This window comes from Nocardia sp. NPDC059228 (assembly GCF_042754245.1).
GTDB lineage: Bacteria > Actinomycetota > Actinomycetes > Mycobacteriales > Mycobacteriaceae > Nocardia.
Window position 1 is genome coordinate 1 of the sequence record NZ_JBHZAL010000007.1, and the last position, 19,053, is coordinate 19,053.

Genomic DNA, 19,053 nt, shown 5'->3' on the forward strand with positions numbered 1-19,053 from the left:
AGGTCGGCTACCCGTCGTCGCCTTGGTGAGCCGTTACCTCACCAACAAGCTGATAGGCCGCGGGCCCATCTCGCACCAGTAAACCTTTCCAACCCGGACCATGCAGTCCAGGCTCATATCCGGTATTAGACCCAGTTTCCCAGGCTTATCCCAGAGTGCAAGGCAGATCACCCACGTGTTACTCACCCGTTCGCCGCTCGTGTACCCCGAAGGGCCTTACCGCTCGACTTGCATGTGTTAAGCACGCCGCTAGCGTTCGTCCTGAGCCAGGATCAAACTCTCCGTTGAAGACTCTAGAAACACCCGAAGGCGAATCAGAAGTATCTCGAACCAGAGTCCGAAAACCTAGCAAAAATAGCCGGCTGGAAATTAGCCGACTTAAATGTCCGACCCCAACACACGGGGGGTGAGAGGCCGGAACCAAATTTAAATATTTGGCACTGACATTCATCGACACACTATTGAGTTCTCAAAGAACACACGCACAAGCCATCTCCCGGGCGGTAAGCCCGTTCGATCAGCTAGGCAACTTATCAAGCTTAGCTCGCATCATGCAGCAGACCAAATCTGCTGGTCAGGTGGAACTAGTGTGATCATCAGGCGCTCCTCGTCCAACCTCGTTTCCCAGGCCCTTGGGGCTCCGGGTCGGTGTCCGTGTCGCTCTGACCTGGAATAAGTTACGTGTTGCTACGAACCAAAGTCAAATCGGCTGTCTACCTGCGCTTTTCCGGCACATCGGATGAGTGGCACGAACAAGTTGAAGAGCGCGCGGCTCCGAATACCTCCCCACAACGCTGCCTATAGGTAAGGAGGTCTCGTGGCCGCAGCTGTTCGGGCGCGGACAGAGAGTCGCGAGGATCGGTCCGGAGTTCTGTATGCGGTGTCGCGAGCGACGGACGCCGCGCGAGCCGGCGACGTCGAGACCGCGGCACTACTACTGCGGGAGGCCGGACGGCTGGCGGGGAGAGACGACCGCATCGCGGGCAATTCCGCTGTCCATATCGCCGGAAAACGACCGCTGCGGGCCGCGTTGACAAGCATCACGGCAGCAACGATCGTCGGAGTGCGCCGTCTGACGGGGTTCTGTGCGTCATCTCGGTCTTACCCAAGGTGGTTGGCCCGGGCTCACCAGGCTCCGGGTCGGGACGAAGGAGTCTGCGTGAATTCAACGGTGGGCGAGCGCACGCCCGGCGATCAGGTGGGTGGGGCGGACGGCCTCGTCTATGTCGTGTTCATTACCGCTGCGGCGGCTATGGGTGGGTTTCTGTTCGGGTATGACAGCTCGGTCATCAACGGTGCGGTCGAGGCGATCCGGGATCGGTACGACATCGGGTCGGCGACATTGGCGCAGGTGGTGGCCATCGCATTGATCGGGTGCGCGGTGGGGGCCGCGATCGCGGGGCGGATCGCGGACCGGATCGGGCGCATCTGGTGCATGCGGATCGCGGCGACGCTGTTCACCTGTAGTGCGATCGGGTCGGCATTGCCATTCGCGCTGTGGGATCTGGCGATGTGGCGTGTGATCGGTGGCATCGGGATCGGGATGGCGTCGGTGATCGGGCCCGCGTACATCGCCGAGGTGTCACCGCCGGCGTATCGCGGGCGGCTGGCGTCGTTCCAGCAGGCGGCCATCGTGATCGGTATCGCCACTTCACAATTGGTGAACTTCGCGATTCTGAAGATGGCGGGCAGTGAGCAGCGCGGTCACATCGCGGGGCTGGAGGCCTGGCAGTGGATGCTCGGGGTGATGGTGGTGCCGGCGGCGCTGTACGGGTTGTTCTCGTTCACCATTCCGGAGTCGCCGCGGTACCTGATCTCCATCGGTAAGACTGACAAGGCCAAGGAGGTGCTGGCCCAGGTCGAGGGCGGCAAGGGGAATCTGGACGAGCGGGTGGCCGAGATCGAGCAGGCCATGCACAGTGAGCACCGGTCGACGTTCAAGGATCTGCTGGGCGGCGGGTTCGGGTTCCTACCGGTGGTGTGGATCGGTATCGGGCTGTCCGTGTTCCAGCAGCTGGTCGGCATCAATGTCGTCTTCTACTACTCGGCGACGCTGTGGCAGTCGGTGGGCATCGACCCGTCCAGTTCGTTCTTCTACTCGTTCACCACCTCGATCATCAATATCGTCGGCACCGTGATCGCCATGGTGCTGGTCGACCGGATCGGGCGGAAACCGCTGGCGCTCATCGGATCCACGGGCATGGCGATCTCGCTCGCGCTGGAGGGCTGGGCGTTCTCCTACAAGTCCGGGTCCGGGGAGAGTGTGAGCCTGCCGCACACCCAGGGCATCGTGGCGCTCGTCTCCGCGCACTGCTTCGTGCTGTTCTTCGCCATGTCGTGGGGTGTCGTGGTGTGGGTGCTGCTCGGCGAGATGTTCCCCAACAGGCTGCGCGCCGCCGCGCTCGGTGTGGCCGCGTCGGCGCAGTGGATCGCCAACTGGGTCATCACCGCCAGCTTCCCCAGCCTGGCCGACTGGAACCTGTCGGGGACCTACGTCATCTACACCGCCTTCGCTGTCCTCTCGATTCCCTTCGTGCTCAGGTGGGTTCCGGAGACGAAGGGAAAGGCACTGGAAGAAATGGGCTGACCCGCTATTTGAGGATCTTGGTGATCTGGCCGGCGCCGACCGTTCGGCCGCCCTCGCGGATGGCGAATTTGAGACCGATCTCCATGGCGATGGGTTGGATGAGGACCACCTCCATGGAGACGTTGTCACCCGGGAGGACCATCTCCACTTCTTTCGGAAGCGTCACCACGCCGGTGACATCCGTTGTGCGGAAGTAGAACTGGGGGCGGTAGTTGTTGAAGAACGGGGTGTGGCGGCCGCCCTCCTCCTTCGAGAGGATGTAGGCCTGGCCTTCGAACTGGGTGTGGGGTGTGACCGAACCCGGCTTGATGACGCACTGGCCGCGCTCCACGTCTTCGCGGCGGACACCACGCAGGAGAAGGCCGACATTCTCTCCGGCTTGGCCCTCGTCCAGCAGTTTCCGGAACATCTCGATGCCGGTCACGGTGGTCTTGGTGGTCTTCGGGCGGATGCCGACGATCTCCACCTCCGCGTTGACCTTCAGGACGCCGCGTTCGATGCGGCCGGTGACGACGGTGCCGCGGCCGGTGATGGTGAAGACGTCCTCGATCGGCATGAGGAAGGGCTTCTCGACCTCGCGGGTGGGGGTGTCGATCCAATCGTCCACGGCGGCCAGGAGTTCGGTGACGGTGTCGCCCCACTCGCCGGTCGGGTTCTCCAGCGCCTGGTAGGCGGAGACGCGGACGATGGGGGTGTTGTCGCCGTCGAATTCGTATTCGCTGAGCAGGTCGCTCACCTCGAGTTCGACCAGTTCCAGGATCTCCTCGTCCTCGACCATGTCGCACTTGTTCAGTGCCACCACCATTTTCGGGACGCCGACCTGGCGCGCCAGGATGACGTGCTCCTTGGTCTGCGGCATCGGGCCGTCGGTGGCGGCGACCACCAGGATGGCGCCGTCCATCTGGGCGGCACCGGTGATCATGTTCTTGATGTAGTCGGCGTGGCCGGGGCAGTCGACGTGCGCGTAGTGGCGGTTCTCCGTCTGATATTCCACGTGGGCGATGGAGATGGTGATGCCGCGCTGCCGTTCCTCGGGGGCCTTGTCGATGGCCTCGAAGGGTGTGAAGGGATTCAGGTCCGGATATTTGTTGTGCAGGACCCTGGTGATCGCCGCGGTGAGAGTGGTCTTGCCGTGGTCGATGTGGCCGATGGTGCCGACATTGACGTGCGGCTTCGTCCGCTGGAACTTCGCCTTCGCCACTGGGAACCTCCTGTGCGCCCGCGCGATTCGAGAGGGCACCGGAGGGTGGGGACACCGCGAAGTCATGCCCGACGGCGGTGTCTTTTCCAGGGTATTCAGCTGCTGACCCGCACAGGTCGAGAACAGCCCGAACCAGACGTACAGGACTGTTGACGGGTGGGGTTCCGCTCGGCGAGTCCCCGGGAGACGCGCCGAACCCGCCTCGGGTGAGCAGGGGAAGTAACGTGGGCGGTTATGACAGCTGTTGCAGATCGTTCGCTCGGACCGGAACTCGTACGCACCCTGGCCATCGGGCAGGCCGACGTCCTCGTCATCGGCCTCACCTCGACGGATGACGGGCCGGAGATCGCGCCCGCCGACGCCTTCGAGGATGTGCTGGACGGCGAGACCCGGGCCGCGCTGCTGACTGCGCTGCAGGCGGTCGGGGCCAAGGGGAAGGGCGAGGAGGTCACGCGGGTGCCGGCTCCGGCCGGGCTGGGCGTCGACTACGTGCTGGCGGTCGGGCTCGGAGCCGAGGACAAGCTCGACGCGGAGCAGGTGCGCAAGTCGGCCGGTGCGGCCGGGCGGGCGCTGACCGGGGTCGCGACCGCGGTCACCACACTGTCGGGGCTCGACCTCGGCGCGGCGGCCGAGGGCTTCTACCTGGGCGCGTACCAGTTCACCACGTTCAAGTCCGCCAAGACCGCGCCCAAGGACGACGATCAGCCGGTCAAGCGCGTCGAATTCCTGGTTCCCGAACCGGGATTCGGGGAAGAGGCGCTGTTCCGGGCGCAGGCCGTCGCCGAAGCCGTCGCCACCGCGCGGGATTTCGTGAACACCCCGCCCAACGACCTGTTCCCGGCCGAATTCGCCAACCGCGCAGCGGAATTGGCCAAGGCCGCGGGCCTGCAGGTGGAGATCCTGGACGAGAAGGAACTCGAATCCCAGGGCTACGGCGGCATTCTCGGCGTTGGCAAGGGCTCCTCGCGGCCGCCGCGGCTGATCCGCATCACCTACGCGGGCGGCGACCCCAAGGTGGCGCTCATCGGCAAGGGCATCACCTTCGACACCGGCGGCATCTCCATCAAGCCCGCGGCGAACATGGAGAACATGACCTCCGACATGGGCGGCGCGGCGGCGGTCATCGCCACCACGCTGCTGGCGGCGCGACTGAGCCTGCCGCTCACGGTCATCGCCACCGTGCCCATGGCCGAGAACATGCCGTCGGCCACCGCGCAGCGGCCCGGTGACGTGCTCACCCAGTTCGGCGGGACCACCGTCGAGGTCATCAACACCGATGCCGAGGGCCGGCTCATCCTGGCCGACGCGCTCGTACGCGCGGGACAGGACGAACCCGACTACGTCATCGACGTCGCCACCCTCACCGGTGCCCAGATGGTCGCGCTCGGCACCCGTACCCCGGGCGTCATGGGCACCGACCTCTTCCGCGACCGGGTGGCCCGCATCTCGCAGGCCGTCGGCGAGAACGCCTGGGCCATGCCGCTTCCCGCGGAACTGCGCGCCGACCTGAACTCCAAGATCGCCGACCTGCAGAACGTCGCGCCGCACCGGTGGGGCGGCATGCTGTCGGCCGGGCTGTTCCTCAAGGAGTTCGTCTCCGAGAGCGTGCAGTGGGCGCACCTGGATGTGGCCGGTCCCGCCTACAACACCGGCGGGCCGTTCGGCTACATCGGCAAGGGCGGCACCGGTGTCCCGGTACGCACCCTCATCGCGACCCTCGAGGACATCGCCGCCGAATAGCGAACAGCGGCAGTCGCACACGGACGCCCGCCCCGCTCGATGCGGGGCGGGCGTCGTCGTTCGGCGCGGCCGGACTCGCGCCGGACGTTCGGGGTCCCGGCGTCAGAGGTCCTGAGCCGCGCGGCGTTCGAGGATGCGCCGGCGCGCCTCGTGGTCGCGCATGCGCTGGGGGTAGCCGACTCGGCGGGCGTCGTAGACGGGGATGTTCAAGGTGGCGGACAGGCGTCGCGCGCCGCGCTCGCCGACCGCGCGGCGGGTCCACGACCCGTCGTGGGCCACCAGGACGACCGAGACATCGGACACCGTCGTGCGCGGCTCGACGAAAGCCTCCACGCCGTAACGGCTTCGGGTCCAGGCCACGAGATGCGCCATCGCCTCGGGGTCGGCATCACCCCGGCGCGCTGTACCGCTGCGCCCGAACAGATCCAGGAAACCCATCCCCGGCTACCTCCTCTCCGGCCACGGAAAGACCGCCGGATAATTCGATAGTGCCAGCTCCCGGACCGTTCGCCAGTCCCCCGGCCAACCCCTAAGCAGCCCCACAGAATCCGTTCAGCCCCAGCTCAGCCCAGCGCCGCGTCCCGCGCCCGGGGACGACCGCGGAAGCGCGATTCGGCGAGCCCGGTGGCGCACTCGGCAATTCAGGGCCGGTGAGGCGATGCCGCGGGCGGCCAAATCCATGCGCCGGCACGAGAGGCGCGCGAACGGGTGCTCGCGCGCCGACGGCATCCATCGACATGGCGGCAGAGCCGTCGGCATCCTGCACGCCCTCAACCGATTCACCGCTCCCCCGCGAATTCGGCACTCTCCACCACGCATCCGCCATACTCGCGCGGGCGCCCCGGCCATCCGGTCTGCGGGCGTCGGCGGCGCGGTCAGCTAGCTGACCGCTATCCCACTCGGCGCGACCTCGACTCCCGTCTACCGGCACCCCGAGAAGCGGTGCCACGCGCAAACGTGATACGTCTCATGCCATTCCCGCCAATTCACGCTCACGCCAGGGAGATCTCTTGCTCACGCGGGGGATCGCGACACTGAGAGGTCGGCGCAACGGCCGCCCTGTGACACGCCGCACCCGGACGAGTGCAAGGATGGGTGGCTGGAACAAGAACCAACACGGATCTCCGGTGCCACAGAATGATCGGTGGCCGTCGGGACGACACCGCGACCCGCGGTGCCACTCCCGCTGAGAGACGAACTGTTTAACCCGACGAGCAGTCAGAGGAGTCAACGGACATGACCTTCTCCGTCCAGATGCCGGCTCTTGGTGAGAGCGTCACCGAGGGCACTGTGACCAGGTGGCTGAAGCAGGAAGGAGACACGGTCGAGGTCGACGAGCCGCTGCTCGAGGTCTCCACCGACAAGGTCGACACCGAGATCCCGTCCCCGGTCGCAGGCGTTCTCACGAAGATCGTCGCCCAGGAGGACGACGTGGTCGAGGTCGGCGGCGAACTCGGCGTGATCGGTGAGGCCGGTTCCGCTCCGGCCCCGGCCGCCGCCCCGGCGCCCGCCGCCGCCCCTGCCCCGGCCCCCGAACCCGCCCCGGCCCCGCAGCCAGTCGCCGCCGCTCCGGCGCCGGCCGCCGCCGCGCCCGCCCCGGCCGCTGCCGCCTCCGGCACCCCGGTCAAGATGCCCGAGCTCGGTGAGTCCGTCACCGAGGGCACCGTCACCCGCTGGCTGAAGCAGGTCGGCGACCAGGTCGCCGTGGACGAGCCGCTGCTCGAGGTCTCCACCGACAAGGTCGACACCGAGATCCCGTCGCCGGTCGCCGGCACCCTGCTGGAGATCTCCGCGCAGGAGGACGACGTGATCGCCGTGGGCGGTCAACTGGGCGTCATCGGCAGCGGCGTTGCTGCGGCCGCACCCGCACCGGCCCCCGCGCCCGCTCCGGCGCCTGCCCCGGCCCCCGCGCCCGCTCCGGCTCCGGCCGCTGAGGCTCCGGCGCCCGCACCGGCCCCCGCCCCCGCCCCTGCTCCGGCTCCCAAGCCGGCTCCGGTTCCGGCCGCGGCCACCCCGGCCGAGGAGCCCTCCACCAACGGCGGCCCCTACGTGACCCCGCTGGTGCGAAAGCTGGCCGCGGAGAACAACGTTGACCTCGCGACCCTCACCGGTTCCGGTGTCGGTGGCCGCATCCGCAAGCAGGATGTGCTCGCCGCCGCGGAGGCCAAGAAGGCTCCGGCGCCCGCCGCTGCCGCGCCCGCCGCTCCTGCTCGGGTCGCCCCGGCCGCTGCCGCGCCCGCACCGCGTCCGTCGCTGTCGCACCTGACCGGCACGGTCCAGAAGGCCAGCCGCATCCGGCAGATCACCGCGACCAAGACCCTGGAGTCGCTGCAGACCACCGCGCAGCTCACCCAGGTGCACGAGGTCGACATGACCAAGATCGCCGCGCTGCGCAACCGCGCCAAGGCCGCGTTCAAGCAGCGCGAGGGCGTGAACATCACGTTCCTGCCGTTCTACGCCAAGGCCGTCATCGAGGCGCTGGCCGTGCACCCGAACGTGAACGCGTCCTACAACTCCGACACCAAGGAGATCACCTACCACTCGGTGGTCAACCTGGGTATCGCGGTCGACACCGAGCAGGGCCTGCTCTCGCCGGTCATCCACAACGCCAACGACCTGTCGCTGGCCGGACTGGCGCGTGCCATCGCCGATATCGCCAACCGTGCCCGCACCGGCGGCCTGAAGCCGGACGAGCTCGCCAACGGCACTTTCACCATCACCAACATCGGCTCGCAGGGCGCTCTGTTCGACACCCCCATCCTGCTGCCGCCGCAGGCCGCCATGCTGGGCACCGGCGCGATCGTCAAGCGCCCCATGGTGATCAGCGACGACGGCAACGAGTTCATCGGCATCCGCTCGATGGCCTACCTGCCGCTCACCTACGATCACCGCCTCATCGACGGCGCCGACGCGGGTCGCTTCCTGACCACCGTCAAGCACCGGCTGGAAGAGGCCGCGTTCGAGGGTGACCTCGGGCTCTGATGCCGGATACGGGCGGCAGGATTGATCGGATGAAGGTCGTGATCGCCGGTTCGTCCGGACTGATCGGGACGGCACTCGTCGCGGCTCTGCGCCGCGACGGGCACGAGGTCACCCGCCTCGTGCGCCGTCCCGTGCACGCCCGCGACGAATTCACCTGGGACCCCGTCCGTTCCAATTTGGACGAACGTGCGCTGCGCGGCGCCGACGCCGTGGTGAACCTCTGCGGCGCGGGCATCGGGCAGCGGCGCTGGACCGGCAGCTACAAACAGGAACTGCGCGACAGCCGCATCGTCCCCACCGACGTGCTGGCCGCCGCGGTCGCCGCCGCGGGCGTGCCCACGCTGGTCAATGCCAGCGGCGTGCACTACTACGGCGGCGATCTCGGCGACCGCGTCGTCACCGAGAGTTCCCCCGCCGGAACGGGTTTCCTGGCCGGCCTGTGCGCCGACTGGGAGGCCGCCACCGAACAGGCCGCCGACGCCGGCGTGCGCACGGTGCTGCTGCGCTCGGCGGTGGTGCTGGCCCGGCACGGCGGCATGCTCGGAATGCTGTATCCCCTCTACTATCTCGGCCTCGGCGGGCGGCTGGGCAGCGGCCGCCAGTACGTGCCGTGGATCTCCCTGGACGACGAGGTCGGCGCGATCAGCTACGCGCTCACCCACGAAAGCCTTTCCGGCCCGGTCAATATGGTCGGTCCCGCGCCGGTCACCAATGCGGAGTTCACCCGCGCGCTGGGCCGCGTCATGCACCGGCCGACGCCCCTGATGGTGCCCGCGTTCGCGCTGCGGCTGGCCGTGGGCGAGTTCGCCGAAGAGGCAATCCTGCACGGCCCCAGGGCGATTCCCACCGCGCTCGAGGCCGCCGGATACCCCTTCCAGCACCCCACCATCGGCGCGGCACTGTCCGCGACGCTCGGCCAGTCCGGCTGATCCGGTCCGTTGCGGTGGGCGCGGCGCACGTCACAGCGGGCCCGTCGATACCGTGTGGAACGTGACCAATCATCCGTCCGACCTGCTGGTGAGGGATGCGCGCGAGAGCGATCTCCCCGAGATCCTGGTGATCCACAACAACGCCATCGCCGAGACCACCGCCATCTGGGATACCGAACTCGCCGACCTGGACGAGCGCAAGGCCTGGTTCGCGGCGCGAACCGGAGCCGGACATCCGGTGCTGGTGGCCGAGATCGACGGCAAGGTCGCGGGGTACGCCAGTTACGGGCAGTTCCGGCCGAAGTCCGGCTACCGGTTCGCCGTCGAGAACTCGGTGTATGTGTCAGATATATTCCAGCGGCGCGGAGTGGCCACGGCGTTGATGACCGAGCTGCTGGCTCGGGCGCACCAGGGCGGCGTGCACACCATGATCGCCGCGATCGAGTCGAGTAACCGCACGTCGATCGCCCTGCACGAGAGATTCGGGTTCCGGATCGTCGGGCAACTGCCGGAGGTCGGGCACAAGTTCGGCCGCTGGATGGATCTCACACTGATGCAAACCGTTCTCGATGAAGGGGTAACGTCGCAGCCGTGAGCACGAGCAGTACGGCCACCGCACCGTTACCCAGCGCGGTATCGGCCCGCTTCGACGGCACACCCCTTACCGTCGAAAATCTGGGCCTCATCGACTATCAGGAAGCCTGGGAGCTTCAGCGCGCCATCGCCACCGAACGCGCCGACGGCATCGGGCGGGACCGGCTGCTCTTGCTGGAACACCCCTTCGTCTACACCGCCGGCCGGCGCACCGAGCCGCAGGATCTGCCCTTGGACGGCAGCCCGGTCATCGAGGTGGACCGCGGCGGGAAGATCACCTGGCACGGACCTGGGCAACTGGTCGGCTATCCAATCATCCGGCTGGCCGAGCCCGTCGACGTGGTGGCCTACGTGCGCCGTCTGGAGGAAGCGCTCATTGCCGTCTGCGCACAGCTCGGACTGGAAACCGGCCGGGTGGAAGGCCGTTCGGGCGTGTGGGTGCCGGCGACGGAGTCCCAGCCCGAGCGCAAGGTCGCGGCCATCGGCGTGCGCGTCCAGCGCGGGGTCACCCTGCACGGCATGGCGCTGAACTGCAATTCCAGCCTGGACGGCTTCAATGCCATTGTGCCGTGCGGGATTCGCGATGCCGGGGTCACCACCCTGAGCCGCGAACTCGGGCGCGAGGTCACCGTCGACGAGGCGCGTCCCCTGGCAGCCGATGCGATCGCGCGCGCCCTCGACGGCGATCTGAAGGTGGCCGACCACACCATCTCCCACTGCGTGAAGGCGTCGGCCGAATGCCCGGAACCGCTTCCCGCATCGACGACCGATCAGCTCCCGGTAGTGCCGCGAACCGTGCCCGCCAAGGCCGAATGATCATGAGCGTAGGGTGAACCAAGTGACCTCTGTCGATACCCCGGCATCCGATAACACGGCCGCACCCAATGGCCGCAAGCTGCTTCGCATCGAGGCTCGCAACGCCGAGACTCCGATCGAGCGCAAGCCCTCGTGGATCCGCACCCGCGCGACCATGGGACCCGAGTACACCGAGCTCAAGGGTCTGGTGAAACGCGAAGGGCTGCACACGGTTTGCGAGGAAGCCGGGTGTCCCAACATCTTCGAGTGCTGGGAGGACCGCGAGGCCACCTTCCTCATCGGCGGTGAGCAGTGCACCCGCCGCTGCGACTTCTGCCAGATCGACACCGGCAAGCCCGCCGCCCTGGACCGGGACGAGCCGCGCCGCGTGGCCGAGAGCGTGCAGGCCATGGGGCTGCGCTACTCGACCGTCACCGGCGTCGCGCGCGACGATCTCGAGGACGGCGGCGCGTGGCTGTACGCCGAGACCGTGCGCGCCATCAAGCGGCTCAACCCGCACACCGGCGTCGAGCTGCTGATCCCGGACTTCAATGCCGTGCCCGAGCAGCTGGCCGAGATCTTCGAGTCACGCCCGGAGGTGCTCGCGCACAACCTGGAGACGGTGCCGCGCATCTTCAAGCGCATCCGGCCGGCCTTCCGCTACGAGCGGTCGCTGGCGGTCATCACCGCCGCGCGCGAGGCCGGTCTGGTCACCAAGTCCAACCTCATCCTGGGCATGGGCGAGACCCCGGAGGAAGTCACCCAGGGCCTGCGCGACCTGCACGAGGCGGGCTGCGACATCATCACCATCACCCAGTACCTGCGGCCCTCCCCGCGCCACCACCCGGTCGACCGGTGGGTGAAGCCGGAGGAGTTCGTGGAGCACTCCAAGGCCGCCGAGGCCATGGGCTTCGCCGGGGTGATGGCCGGTCCGCTGGTCCGCTCGTCCTACCGTGCCGGTCGCCTGTACGCCCAGGCCATGCGCCACCACGGTCGCGAGATCTCTCCGGAGATGGCCCATCTCGCCGAGGAGGGCAGCGCGGCGCAGGAGGCGACCAGCGTGCTGGCGCGCTTCGGCTCCTAGCCGACCGAATTCGTGCACTGTGGCCCGGACGCACCGTCCGGGCCACAGTCGTTTTGCGGCACCTCGCCAGGTGAACGCCGGGTATCGGCGCGCCATCCAAATCGGTTCGGTCGATTCGTGGACGCGTGCGCGGCGCTGGTGGGAAGCTCGAAGGACCGCATTGATCGACCCCGGGAGCGAGCCATGGTCGAGCGAACGACGACGTCGCAAGGTGTCAACGGCAGGGTGGTCGTGGCCGAAAGGCCGGCCGATATACGGAATGTGGTGCTGGTAGGGCACAGCGGGTCCGGAAAGACCACGCTGGTGGAGGCGCTCGCCGTGGCGGCCGGGGCGGTACTCCGGGCCGGGCGGGTCGAGGACGGTACCTCCGTCTCGGACTACGACGACATCGAGCAGCGACAACACCGGTCCGTGCAACTGTCGGTGGTGCCGATGGGCTGGGACCACGTCAAGGTCAATCTTCTCGACACCCCCGGCTACGCGGATTTCGTCGGGGAACTCAGGGCCGGTCTGCGAGCGGCGGACGCGGCCCTTTTCGTACTCTCCGCCGCCGCGGGCGTGGAGGGCGTGAGCGGGGCGACGCTGGCACTGTGGGAGGAGTGCGCGCGCGTCGGCATGCCGCGCGCCATCGTGCTCACCCATCTGGACACCGCGCGCGCGGACTTCGAGGACATGACCGAGACCTGCCGCCAGATTCTGGGCGGCGGGCGGGCGGAAAGCATACTGCCGCTGCATCTTCCGGTGTACGGACCCAAGGGCGCCGACGGGCACCGGCCGGTGACCGGGCTGATCGAACTGCTCACCCAGCACGTCTACGACTACGCCACCGGCGAACGCGTGGAAACGCCAGCCTCCGAGGAGCAGCGGGAACAGTTGGAGGAGGCGCGCAACCGGCTCATCGAGGGCATCATCGCCGAGAGCGAGGACGAGACCCTCATGGACCGCTACATCGGCGGCGAGGAGATCGACCTGGCCACACTGATCGCGGACCTCGAGAAGGCGGTGGCGCGCGGCAGTTTCCATCCGGTGCTGATCGCCGCACCGCCGCCGGAGGGCGCGCGGCAGGGGCTCGGCACGGTGGAGATCCTGGATCTGATCACGCGCGGATTCCCCACGCCCGCCGAACATCCCGTGTCGGCGACCGGGTCCGGCGGCAAGGCCGCCGCGCTGGCCTGCGATCCCGCCGCGCCGCTGGCCGCCGAGGTGATCCGCACCGCCTCCGATCCCTATGTGGGCCGGTTGTCGCTGGTGCGGGTGTTCTCGGGCACCCTGCACGCCGACGACACCGTGCACGTGTGCGGGCACGGACAGGGCGACAACGGTGACCACGATGCCGACGAACGCGTCGGCGGGGTGTCCGCGCCGTTCGGGAAGCAGCAGCGGCCGCTGCCGCAGGCCATCGCCGGGGACATCGTGTGCGTGAGCAAGCTGTCGCACGCCGAGACCGGGGATACGTTGTCCGCCAAGGATTGCCCGCTCATCATCGAGCCGTGGTCCATGCCCGATCCGCTGCTGCCGGTGGCCGTGAAGGCACACAGCAAGGCCGACGAGGACAAGCTCTCGCAGGGCCTGTCCCGGCTGGTCGCCGAGGATCCGACGGTGCGACTGGAACAGAACCCCGACACCCATCAGCTGGTGCTGTGGGTCCTGGGCGAGGCGCATCGCGATGTAGCGCTGGAACGGCTGCGGTCCCGGTTCGGGGTGCAGGTGGATGTCATCGACCACCGGGTGGCGCTGCGCGAGACCTTCGCCACCCCGGCGTCGGGGCGCGGGCGGCATGTGAAGCAGTCCGGCGGGCACGGGCAGTACGCCATCTGCGAAATCGAGGTGGCGCCGATCCCCGAGGGGTCCGGGATCGAGTTCGTGGACAAGGTGGTGGGCGGAGTCGTTCCGCGCCAGTTCATTCAGTCGGTCGAGAAGGGCGTGCGCGCTCAGGCCGCGCGCGGTGTGGCGGCCGGATATCCACTCGTGGATGTGCGGGTGACGCTGTTCGACGGGAAGGCGCACTCGGTCGACTCCTCCGACGCGGCCTTCCAGATGGCCGGGGCGCTGGCCCTGCGGGAGGCGGCCGGAGCGGCGCGCATCAACCTGCTGGAGCCGATATCCGAAGTGCACGTGGTGGTTTCGGACGACTACGTGGGGCCGGTGCTGGTCGATCTGTCCAGCCGTCGCGGCCGGGTGCTGGGCACCGAGCCGGTCGGGCTGGGGCGCACCGCGATTCGCGCGGAGGTACCGGAGCTCGAGCTCAGCCGTTACGCCGTGGACCTGCGTTCACTGGCGCACGGCGGGGCCACCTTCACCCGTGCCTACGCGCGGCACGAGGCCATGCCCACCCAGCTGGCGGAGTCGATGCGGGACAAGGCCAAGAGCGCGAGCTGAATCCGGGGCCTACCCGGCGAGGTCGCGCGGGCGGTGGGTGGCCGATGACCGAACGGCACACCCACCGGTTCGTATTCTGTCCAGCACGCCGGTCGTTCCGGCTGCCACCGATCCCACTGGGTGAGACGAACGCCGCTACAGCGGTACCGACCGCTCGTCATCCCGGTGATCCCGTCGCGAACCGGGTGTCCCCGGCCATTAAGCTGGACGCCATGGCAGCAGGCAAGGGCGGTAATCCGTCGAAGGAAGCGAAGGCCGCGGCGAAGGCGGCGCGCAAACAGGCGTCGAAGGAGCGCCGCCAGCAACTCTGGCAGGCATTCCAGATGCAGCGCAAGGAAGACAAGCTGCTGCTGCCGCTGATGATCGGCGCCTTCGTCGGCGTGACCGTGCTGTTCCTGGTGATCGGCCTGATCTTCGGCTTGCAGTGGTTCCTGCTGCCGATCGGTCTGCTGCTGGGCGCGCTGGCCGCGTTCATCATCTTCGGCCGCCGGGTCCAGAAGAACGTGTACGCCAAGGCCGAGGGTCAGGCCGGCGCGGCCGCCTGGGTGCTGGACAACCTGCAGGGCAAGTGGCGCGTCTCCCCCGGCGTCGCCGCCACCACCCAGCTCGACGCCGTGCACCGCGTGGTCGGCCTGCCCGGTGTCATCCTGGTCGCGGAGGGTTCGCCGCAGCGCGTGAAATCCCTGCTCGCGCAGGAGAAGAAGAAGGTCTCCCGCCTGGTCGGCGATACCCCGATCTACGACGTGGTGATCGGCAACGAGCAGGACCAGGTGCCGCTGAAGGAACTGCAGCGCTACCTGACCAAGCTTCCCCGCAATATCGACGCCAAGCGCATGGACCTCATCGAGGGCCGGCTGTCCGCGCTGGCCACCCGCGGCGGCCCGGCGCTCCCCAAGGGCCCGCTGCCGAGCGGCGCCAAGATGCGTGGCGTGCAGCGCAGCATCCGCCGCCGCTGATCCACCGGAACCTTCGAGGCCCGCGTCCCCAGGACGCGGGCCTCGTTCGTTTCCGAAATGCGTTCGGCCACAAGGCCTGACGCTCTCGCTTCCGGCGGGGTCGTTACCGGCAGATCAGCCGACGTAGCGGGAGAGGAATCGGACGACGTCCGGCGTGACGGTGCGCCAGTACTCGTCGGCGTGGGTGCCCGGGGTGACCAGGCCGACCTCGGGGCGGGCGGTGGCGATGTAGCGGCGGCAGCCGTCGATGAAGCGATCACGGTCGCCGCACCACACGCCGACGGGGGCCGGGCCCGCCTTGTCGAGGTTGCGCAGCGGGTCGAGTGCCGCCCACTGATCGGCATCGATGAAGGCGTTCCGTTTGGCCATTTCGGTCCACGAGGTGAGCAGCCCCGGCGACATGGTGGCAACCGCGTTCAGCGGCCGGCCCTGCTCGAAGCGGCGGCGCGAGTACACCAGCGCGCCGAAGCCGCCCATGGAGGTGCCGGTGCAGGCGAACGGCAGGCCGCCCGGTGCGCCCAGGCGGCGCTGCGCCAGCCAGCCGGGAACCTCGTTGAGCAGCATGGACATTGGATCGTCGCCGGTGCCGTGGTCGTGCCAGTAGTTGTCGCCGCCGTCGAGGGCCACGAAACCGAAGGCCGGGGACAGCCGGGTGGCGACGCCGGCGGCGAGCACGTCGCCGATATTGCCGACGGCCGCGGTGCGGGCGGTGCCGTGCAGGCCGTGCAGCAGCAGCGACACGGGCAGGTTCTCGGTCGGGACGCCGGGCGGCAGGATGGTGACCAGGTCCACGTCGCGGCGGCGGGCGGCCGAGTAGACCCGTTCCACCCGGACGACGGGGGTGATGCCGGCCGCGGTCTGCCCGATCTCCGCCGGGTCGACCGCCGCATTACCGCCCGCGCTGACGGCCGCGCACGCGCCGGCCAGGCCGAGCAGCCCGGTGGTCGCGAACAGGGACCGCCGGCTGATTCTCCACGCGGCAGCCGGGTAGCCCTCGACCATCGATCCTCCATCAGCACAACATCAGCTATCTGCCCGACGGCAGCCTGGCGGCTGCGTCACGGCAAATCGCCGTCACCATACCGATCCAAAGCAAACTGCGGTGAACATTTGGCAACGTCCTGTCGCACAGTGCACCAACAGCATCGCAGGTCACAGGCCCGGCGCAGGCCGACGCACGCACCGTGCTGGGTTTCGAATCAATCCGCGCGGAAGTCTGCGGCGGGGGTCAGCGGCTGTAGACGAGGGCGGTGCCGGTGGCGCGATCGTGCATGCCGCGGCCGTCGCTGTCGGTGAACAGGGCGGGGATGACGAACAGCAGGATGAGCTGCCGGACCAGGGCGCGAATGAAACCGACCGGCGCCTCGGCATCGACCCGGCTGACCCGCAGCTTCAGGAAGTACTGGCCGGGCGTGAAGCCGAACAGCGTGACCGCGGCGATCCCCAGCACGAACCACACCAGCAGCGTCGGCGTCGACAGCGCCTGGGTGATGACCTCGAAGTGCGAGGGCGGTTGCTGGCCCTTCGGAATGGTCATCTTCGAGATGATGTGCTCGGCATCGGGCCGCACGATGATCGCGGCCAGGCCCATCGAGATGAACCAGTCGACGAGCAGCGCCAGGACGCGGCGGGTGAAGGGGGCGAGCGCGCCGCGTCCGGACGGCGGCAGGCCGAGTTCCTTGCCCTGGTAGTCACCGGGCGGGTTGTCTCCGGATTCGGCGTTCGGTCCGGACAGCCAGGAGCCGGTGATACGAGCCATGGGCCCAGCTTATGCGGCGTCGGCGGGCCGGTTTCGCGCCCCTGCCGGTCGGGGTCCGAGGACGGAACCATATATGGGTGCGTCCTAGCTGTTCACCCGGTTCTGGACAGACGCGCAATCGCTCAGCATCCGAGATTGCCAGGTGGATGCCGGACGGTGAGGATTGTCACGATGACCCGGCTGGAGTTGGCAAGTCCCCTGATTTTTCAGAGTCTTAACAGCCGCTTCGGGCAGGTCGGTGGCAGGATGTCCCTGCTGGTCGAGCATTGCTCGGCGACCGCTGCGGCGTCTTCGCGAACCCGGGGGCACCGCCGAACCCCCCGGCCAGCAGTGCGTGTAACACTGGCGAAACACAGCCTTGATTGCAGGGAAACACCGCGTCCATACCGTGTGGTCGCGACGAACCCATGCAGTCACCACTGGCTGGGAACCGATCCGTAAGGAGTACTAAGTGGCGTTCAGCACGGCCGACGAGGTCATCAAGTACATCAAGGAGGAGGAGGTCGAATACGTCGACGTTCGGTTCACCGACCTCCCCGGTGTGCAGCAGCACTTCTCGATCCCGGCGAAGGCGTTCACCGCTGATCTCGCCGAGGAGGGCCTCGCCTTCGACGGTTCGTCGGTGCGCGGCTTCCAGTCGATCGACGAGTCGGACATGCTGCTGCTGCCCGATTACAGCACTGCTCGGATCGATCCCTTCCGTGCCGCGAAGACGCTGAACATGAACTTCTTCGTGCACGACCCGTTCACCCGCGAGGCCTACTCCCGCGACCCGCGCAACATCGCGCGTAAGGCCGAGGAGTACCTGCGTTCGACCGGCATCGCCGACACCTGCTACTTCGGTGCCGAGGCCGAGTTCTACATCTTCGACTCGATCCGCTACGACTCGGCCATGAACGGCGCCTTCTACGAGATCGACTCGATCTCGGGCTCCTGGAACACCGGCGCCGAGTACAACGCCGACGGCACCCCGAACCGTGGCTACAAGGTCCGCAACAAGGGCGGTTACTTCCCGGTTGCCCCGTACGACCACTACGTCGACCTGCGCGACAAGATCTCGACCAACCTGCAGAACGCGGGCTTCGACCTGGAGCGCGGCCACCACGAGGTCGGCACCGCCGGTCAGGCCGAGATCAACTACCGCTTCAACACCCTGCTGGGCGCCGCTGACGACCTGCAGCTGTTCAAGTACATCGTGAAGAACACCGCGTGGCAGGAAGGTAAGACCGTTACCTTCATGCCGAAGCCGCTCTTCGGCGACAACGGCTCGGGCATGCACGCCCACCAGTCGCTGTGGAAGGACGGCAAGCCGCTGTTCCACGACGAGTCCGGCTACGCGGGCCTGTCGGATCTGGCGCGTCACTACATCGGCGGCATCCTGCACCACGCCCCGTCGCTGCTGGCGTTCACCAACCCGACCGTGAACTCCTACCACCGTCTGGTGCCGGGCTACGAGGCCCCCATCAACCTGGTGTACTCGCAGCGCAACCGCTCGGCCGCGATCCGCATCCCGATCACCGGCTCGAACCCGAAGGCCAAGCGCATCGAGTTCCGCGCGCCGGACTCCTCGGGTAACCCGTACCTGGCCTTCGCCGCCATGATGATGGCCGGCCTGGACGGCATCAAGCGCAAGCTGGAGCCGCTCGCCCCGGTCGACAAGGACCTCTACGAGCTCCCGCCGGAGGAGGCCAAGAACATCCCGCAGGCCCCCACCTCGCTGGCGTCGGTCATCGACCGCCTCGAGGAAGACCACGACTACCTCACCGAGGGTGGCGTGTTCACCGAGGACCTGATCGAGACCTGGATCGACATCAAGCGCACCCAGGAAATCGCGCCCGTCAACCTGCGGCCGCACCCGTACGAGTTCGAGCTGTACTTCGACGTCTAAGCCCGACCTGTGCGTATACGCCTGATTCGGGCGTACGGTACGCAGTAGACGCAATACGAAGCGGCGGTGGGCCGCGGTCGATTTTTGGCACCGCCCCGTCGGGTTTGTGGCGGGCAAACCGTGGGTACGCCCCCGCACCAGGGCGGGTGCCCCCCGCAG

14 protein-coding genes and 1 rRNA gene are annotated in these 19,053 nt (G+C 68.0%); 10 read left to right on the forward strand and 5 right to left on the reverse strand.

Annotated elements, in window-relative coordinates:
* Window positions 1-288: ribosomal RNA gene (locus ACFXKA_RS13820) — 16S ribosomal RNA — on the reverse strand; the annotation flags it as partial.
* Between the two features lie 871 nt (window positions 289-1,159).
* Between ACFXKA_RS13820 and ACFXKA_RS13825 the strand changes: the two genes are divergently transcribed.
* Window positions 1,160-2,587, forward strand: a complete 1,428-nt coding sequence (locus tag ACFXKA_RS13825) for a sugar porter family MFS transporter (protein ID WP_379427468.1) — start codon at window positions 1,160-1,162, stop codon at window positions 2,585-2,587.
* 4 nt (window positions 2,588-2,591) lie between these two features.
* Here ACFXKA_RS13825 and tuf read toward each other — a convergent pair whose 3' ends face one another.
* The gene (gene tuf / locus ACFXKA_RS13830; RefSeq protein WP_354838488.1) at window positions 2,592-3,788 is read right to left on the reverse strand and encodes an elongation factor Tu; all 1,197 of its coding nucleotides are present in this window, start codon (window positions 3,786-3,788) and stop codon (window positions 2,592-2,594) included.
* 234 nt (window positions 3,789-4,022) lie between these two features.
* Between tuf and ACFXKA_RS13835 the strand changes: the two genes are divergently transcribed.
* The gene (locus tag ACFXKA_RS13835; RefSeq protein WP_379427469.1) at window positions 4,023-5,528 is read left to right on the forward strand and encodes a leucyl aminopeptidase; all 1,506 of its coding nucleotides are present in this window, start codon (window positions 4,023-4,025) and stop codon (window positions 5,526-5,528) included.
* A 102-nt stretch (window positions 5,529-5,630) separates the two neighbouring features.
* On the opposite strand, the gene ACFXKA_RS13840 is transcribed toward ACFXKA_RS13835, so the two are convergent.
* A complete protein-coding gene (locus tag ACFXKA_RS13840) occupies window positions 5,631-5,966 on the reverse strand; it encodes an oxidoreductase (protein ID WP_379427470.1) in 336 nt (111 codons plus the stop codon).
* A 798-nt stretch (window positions 5,967-6,764) separates the two neighbouring features.
* Between ACFXKA_RS13840 and sucB the strand changes: the two genes are divergently transcribed.
* From sucB to ACFXKA_RS13875, 7 genes are all read left to right on the forward strand, one after another.
* Entirely contained in the window at window positions 6,765-8,510 is a 1,746-nt protein-coding gene (sucB, locus tag ACFXKA_RS13845; protein WP_379427471.1) for a 2-oxoglutarate dehydrogenase, E2 component, dihydrolipoamide succinyltransferase, read from the forward strand.
* Between the two features lie 29 nt (window positions 8,511-8,539).
* Window positions 8,540-9,439, forward strand: coding sequence for a TIGR01777 family oxidoreductase (locus tag ACFXKA_RS13850; RefSeq protein WP_379427472.1), 900 nt, complete (start codon window positions 8,540-8,542; stop codon window positions 9,437-9,439).
* Between the two features lie 82 nt (window positions 9,440-9,521).
* On the forward strand, window positions 9,522-10,034 hold the full coding sequence (locus ACFXKA_RS13855; protein ID WP_354838539.1) for an N-acetyltransferase family protein: 513 nt from the start codon (window positions 9,522-9,524) through the stop codon (window positions 10,032-10,034).
* Window positions 10,031-10,849, forward strand: a complete 819-nt coding sequence (gene lipB, locus ACFXKA_RS13860; RefSeq protein WP_379427473.1) for a lipoyl(octanoyl) transferase LipB — start codon at window positions 10,031-10,033, stop codon at window positions 10,847-10,849. The genes ACFXKA_RS13855 and lipB overlap by 4 nt, the downstream gene beginning before the upstream one ends.
* A gap of 22 nt (window positions 10,850-10,871) precedes the next feature.
* Complete coding sequence (gene lipA, locus ACFXKA_RS13865) at window positions 10,872-11,912, forward strand: lipoyl synthase (protein WP_379427474.1); 1,041 nt, start codon at window positions 10,872-10,874, stop codon at window positions 11,910-11,912.
* Window positions 11,913-12,095: 183 nt separating this feature from the next.
* Window positions 12,096-14,291, forward strand: a complete 2,196-nt coding sequence (locus tag ACFXKA_RS13870) for an elongation factor G-like protein EF-G2 (protein ID WP_379427475.1) — start codon at window positions 12,096-12,098, stop codon at window positions 14,289-14,291.
* Between the two features lie 212 nt (window positions 14,292-14,503).
* Entirely contained in the window at window positions 14,504-15,247 is a 744-nt protein-coding gene (locus ACFXKA_RS13875) for a DUF4191 domain-containing protein (RefSeq protein WP_354838464.1), read from the forward strand.
* 114 nt (window positions 15,248-15,361) lie between these two features.
* On the opposite strand, the gene ACFXKA_RS13880 is transcribed toward ACFXKA_RS13875, so the two are convergent.
* Window positions 15,362-16,249 carry an alpha/beta hydrolase gene (locus ACFXKA_RS13880; RefSeq protein ID WP_379427476.1) on the reverse strand — a complete coding sequence of 296 codons (888 nt, stop codon included), beginning with the start codon at window positions 16,247-16,249 and terminating at the stop codon, window positions 15,362-15,364.
* Window positions 16,250-16,475: 226 nt separating this feature from the next.
* Window positions 16,476-17,006 (reverse strand): RDD family protein, encoded by a 531-nt coding sequence (locus ACFXKA_RS13885; RefSeq protein WP_354838458.1) that lies wholly within the window; start codon window positions 17,004-17,006, stop codon window positions 16,476-16,478.
* Window positions 17,007-17,457: 451 nt separating this feature from the next.
* On the opposite strand from ACFXKA_RS13885, the gene glnA reads away from it, so the two are divergent.
* Complete coding sequence (gene glnA / locus ACFXKA_RS13890) at window positions 17,458-18,894, forward strand: type I glutamate--ammonia ligase (protein ID WP_354838455.1); 1,437 nt, start codon at window positions 17,458-17,460, stop codon at window positions 18,892-18,894.
* Window positions 18,895-19,053 lie beyond the last annotated feature (159 nt).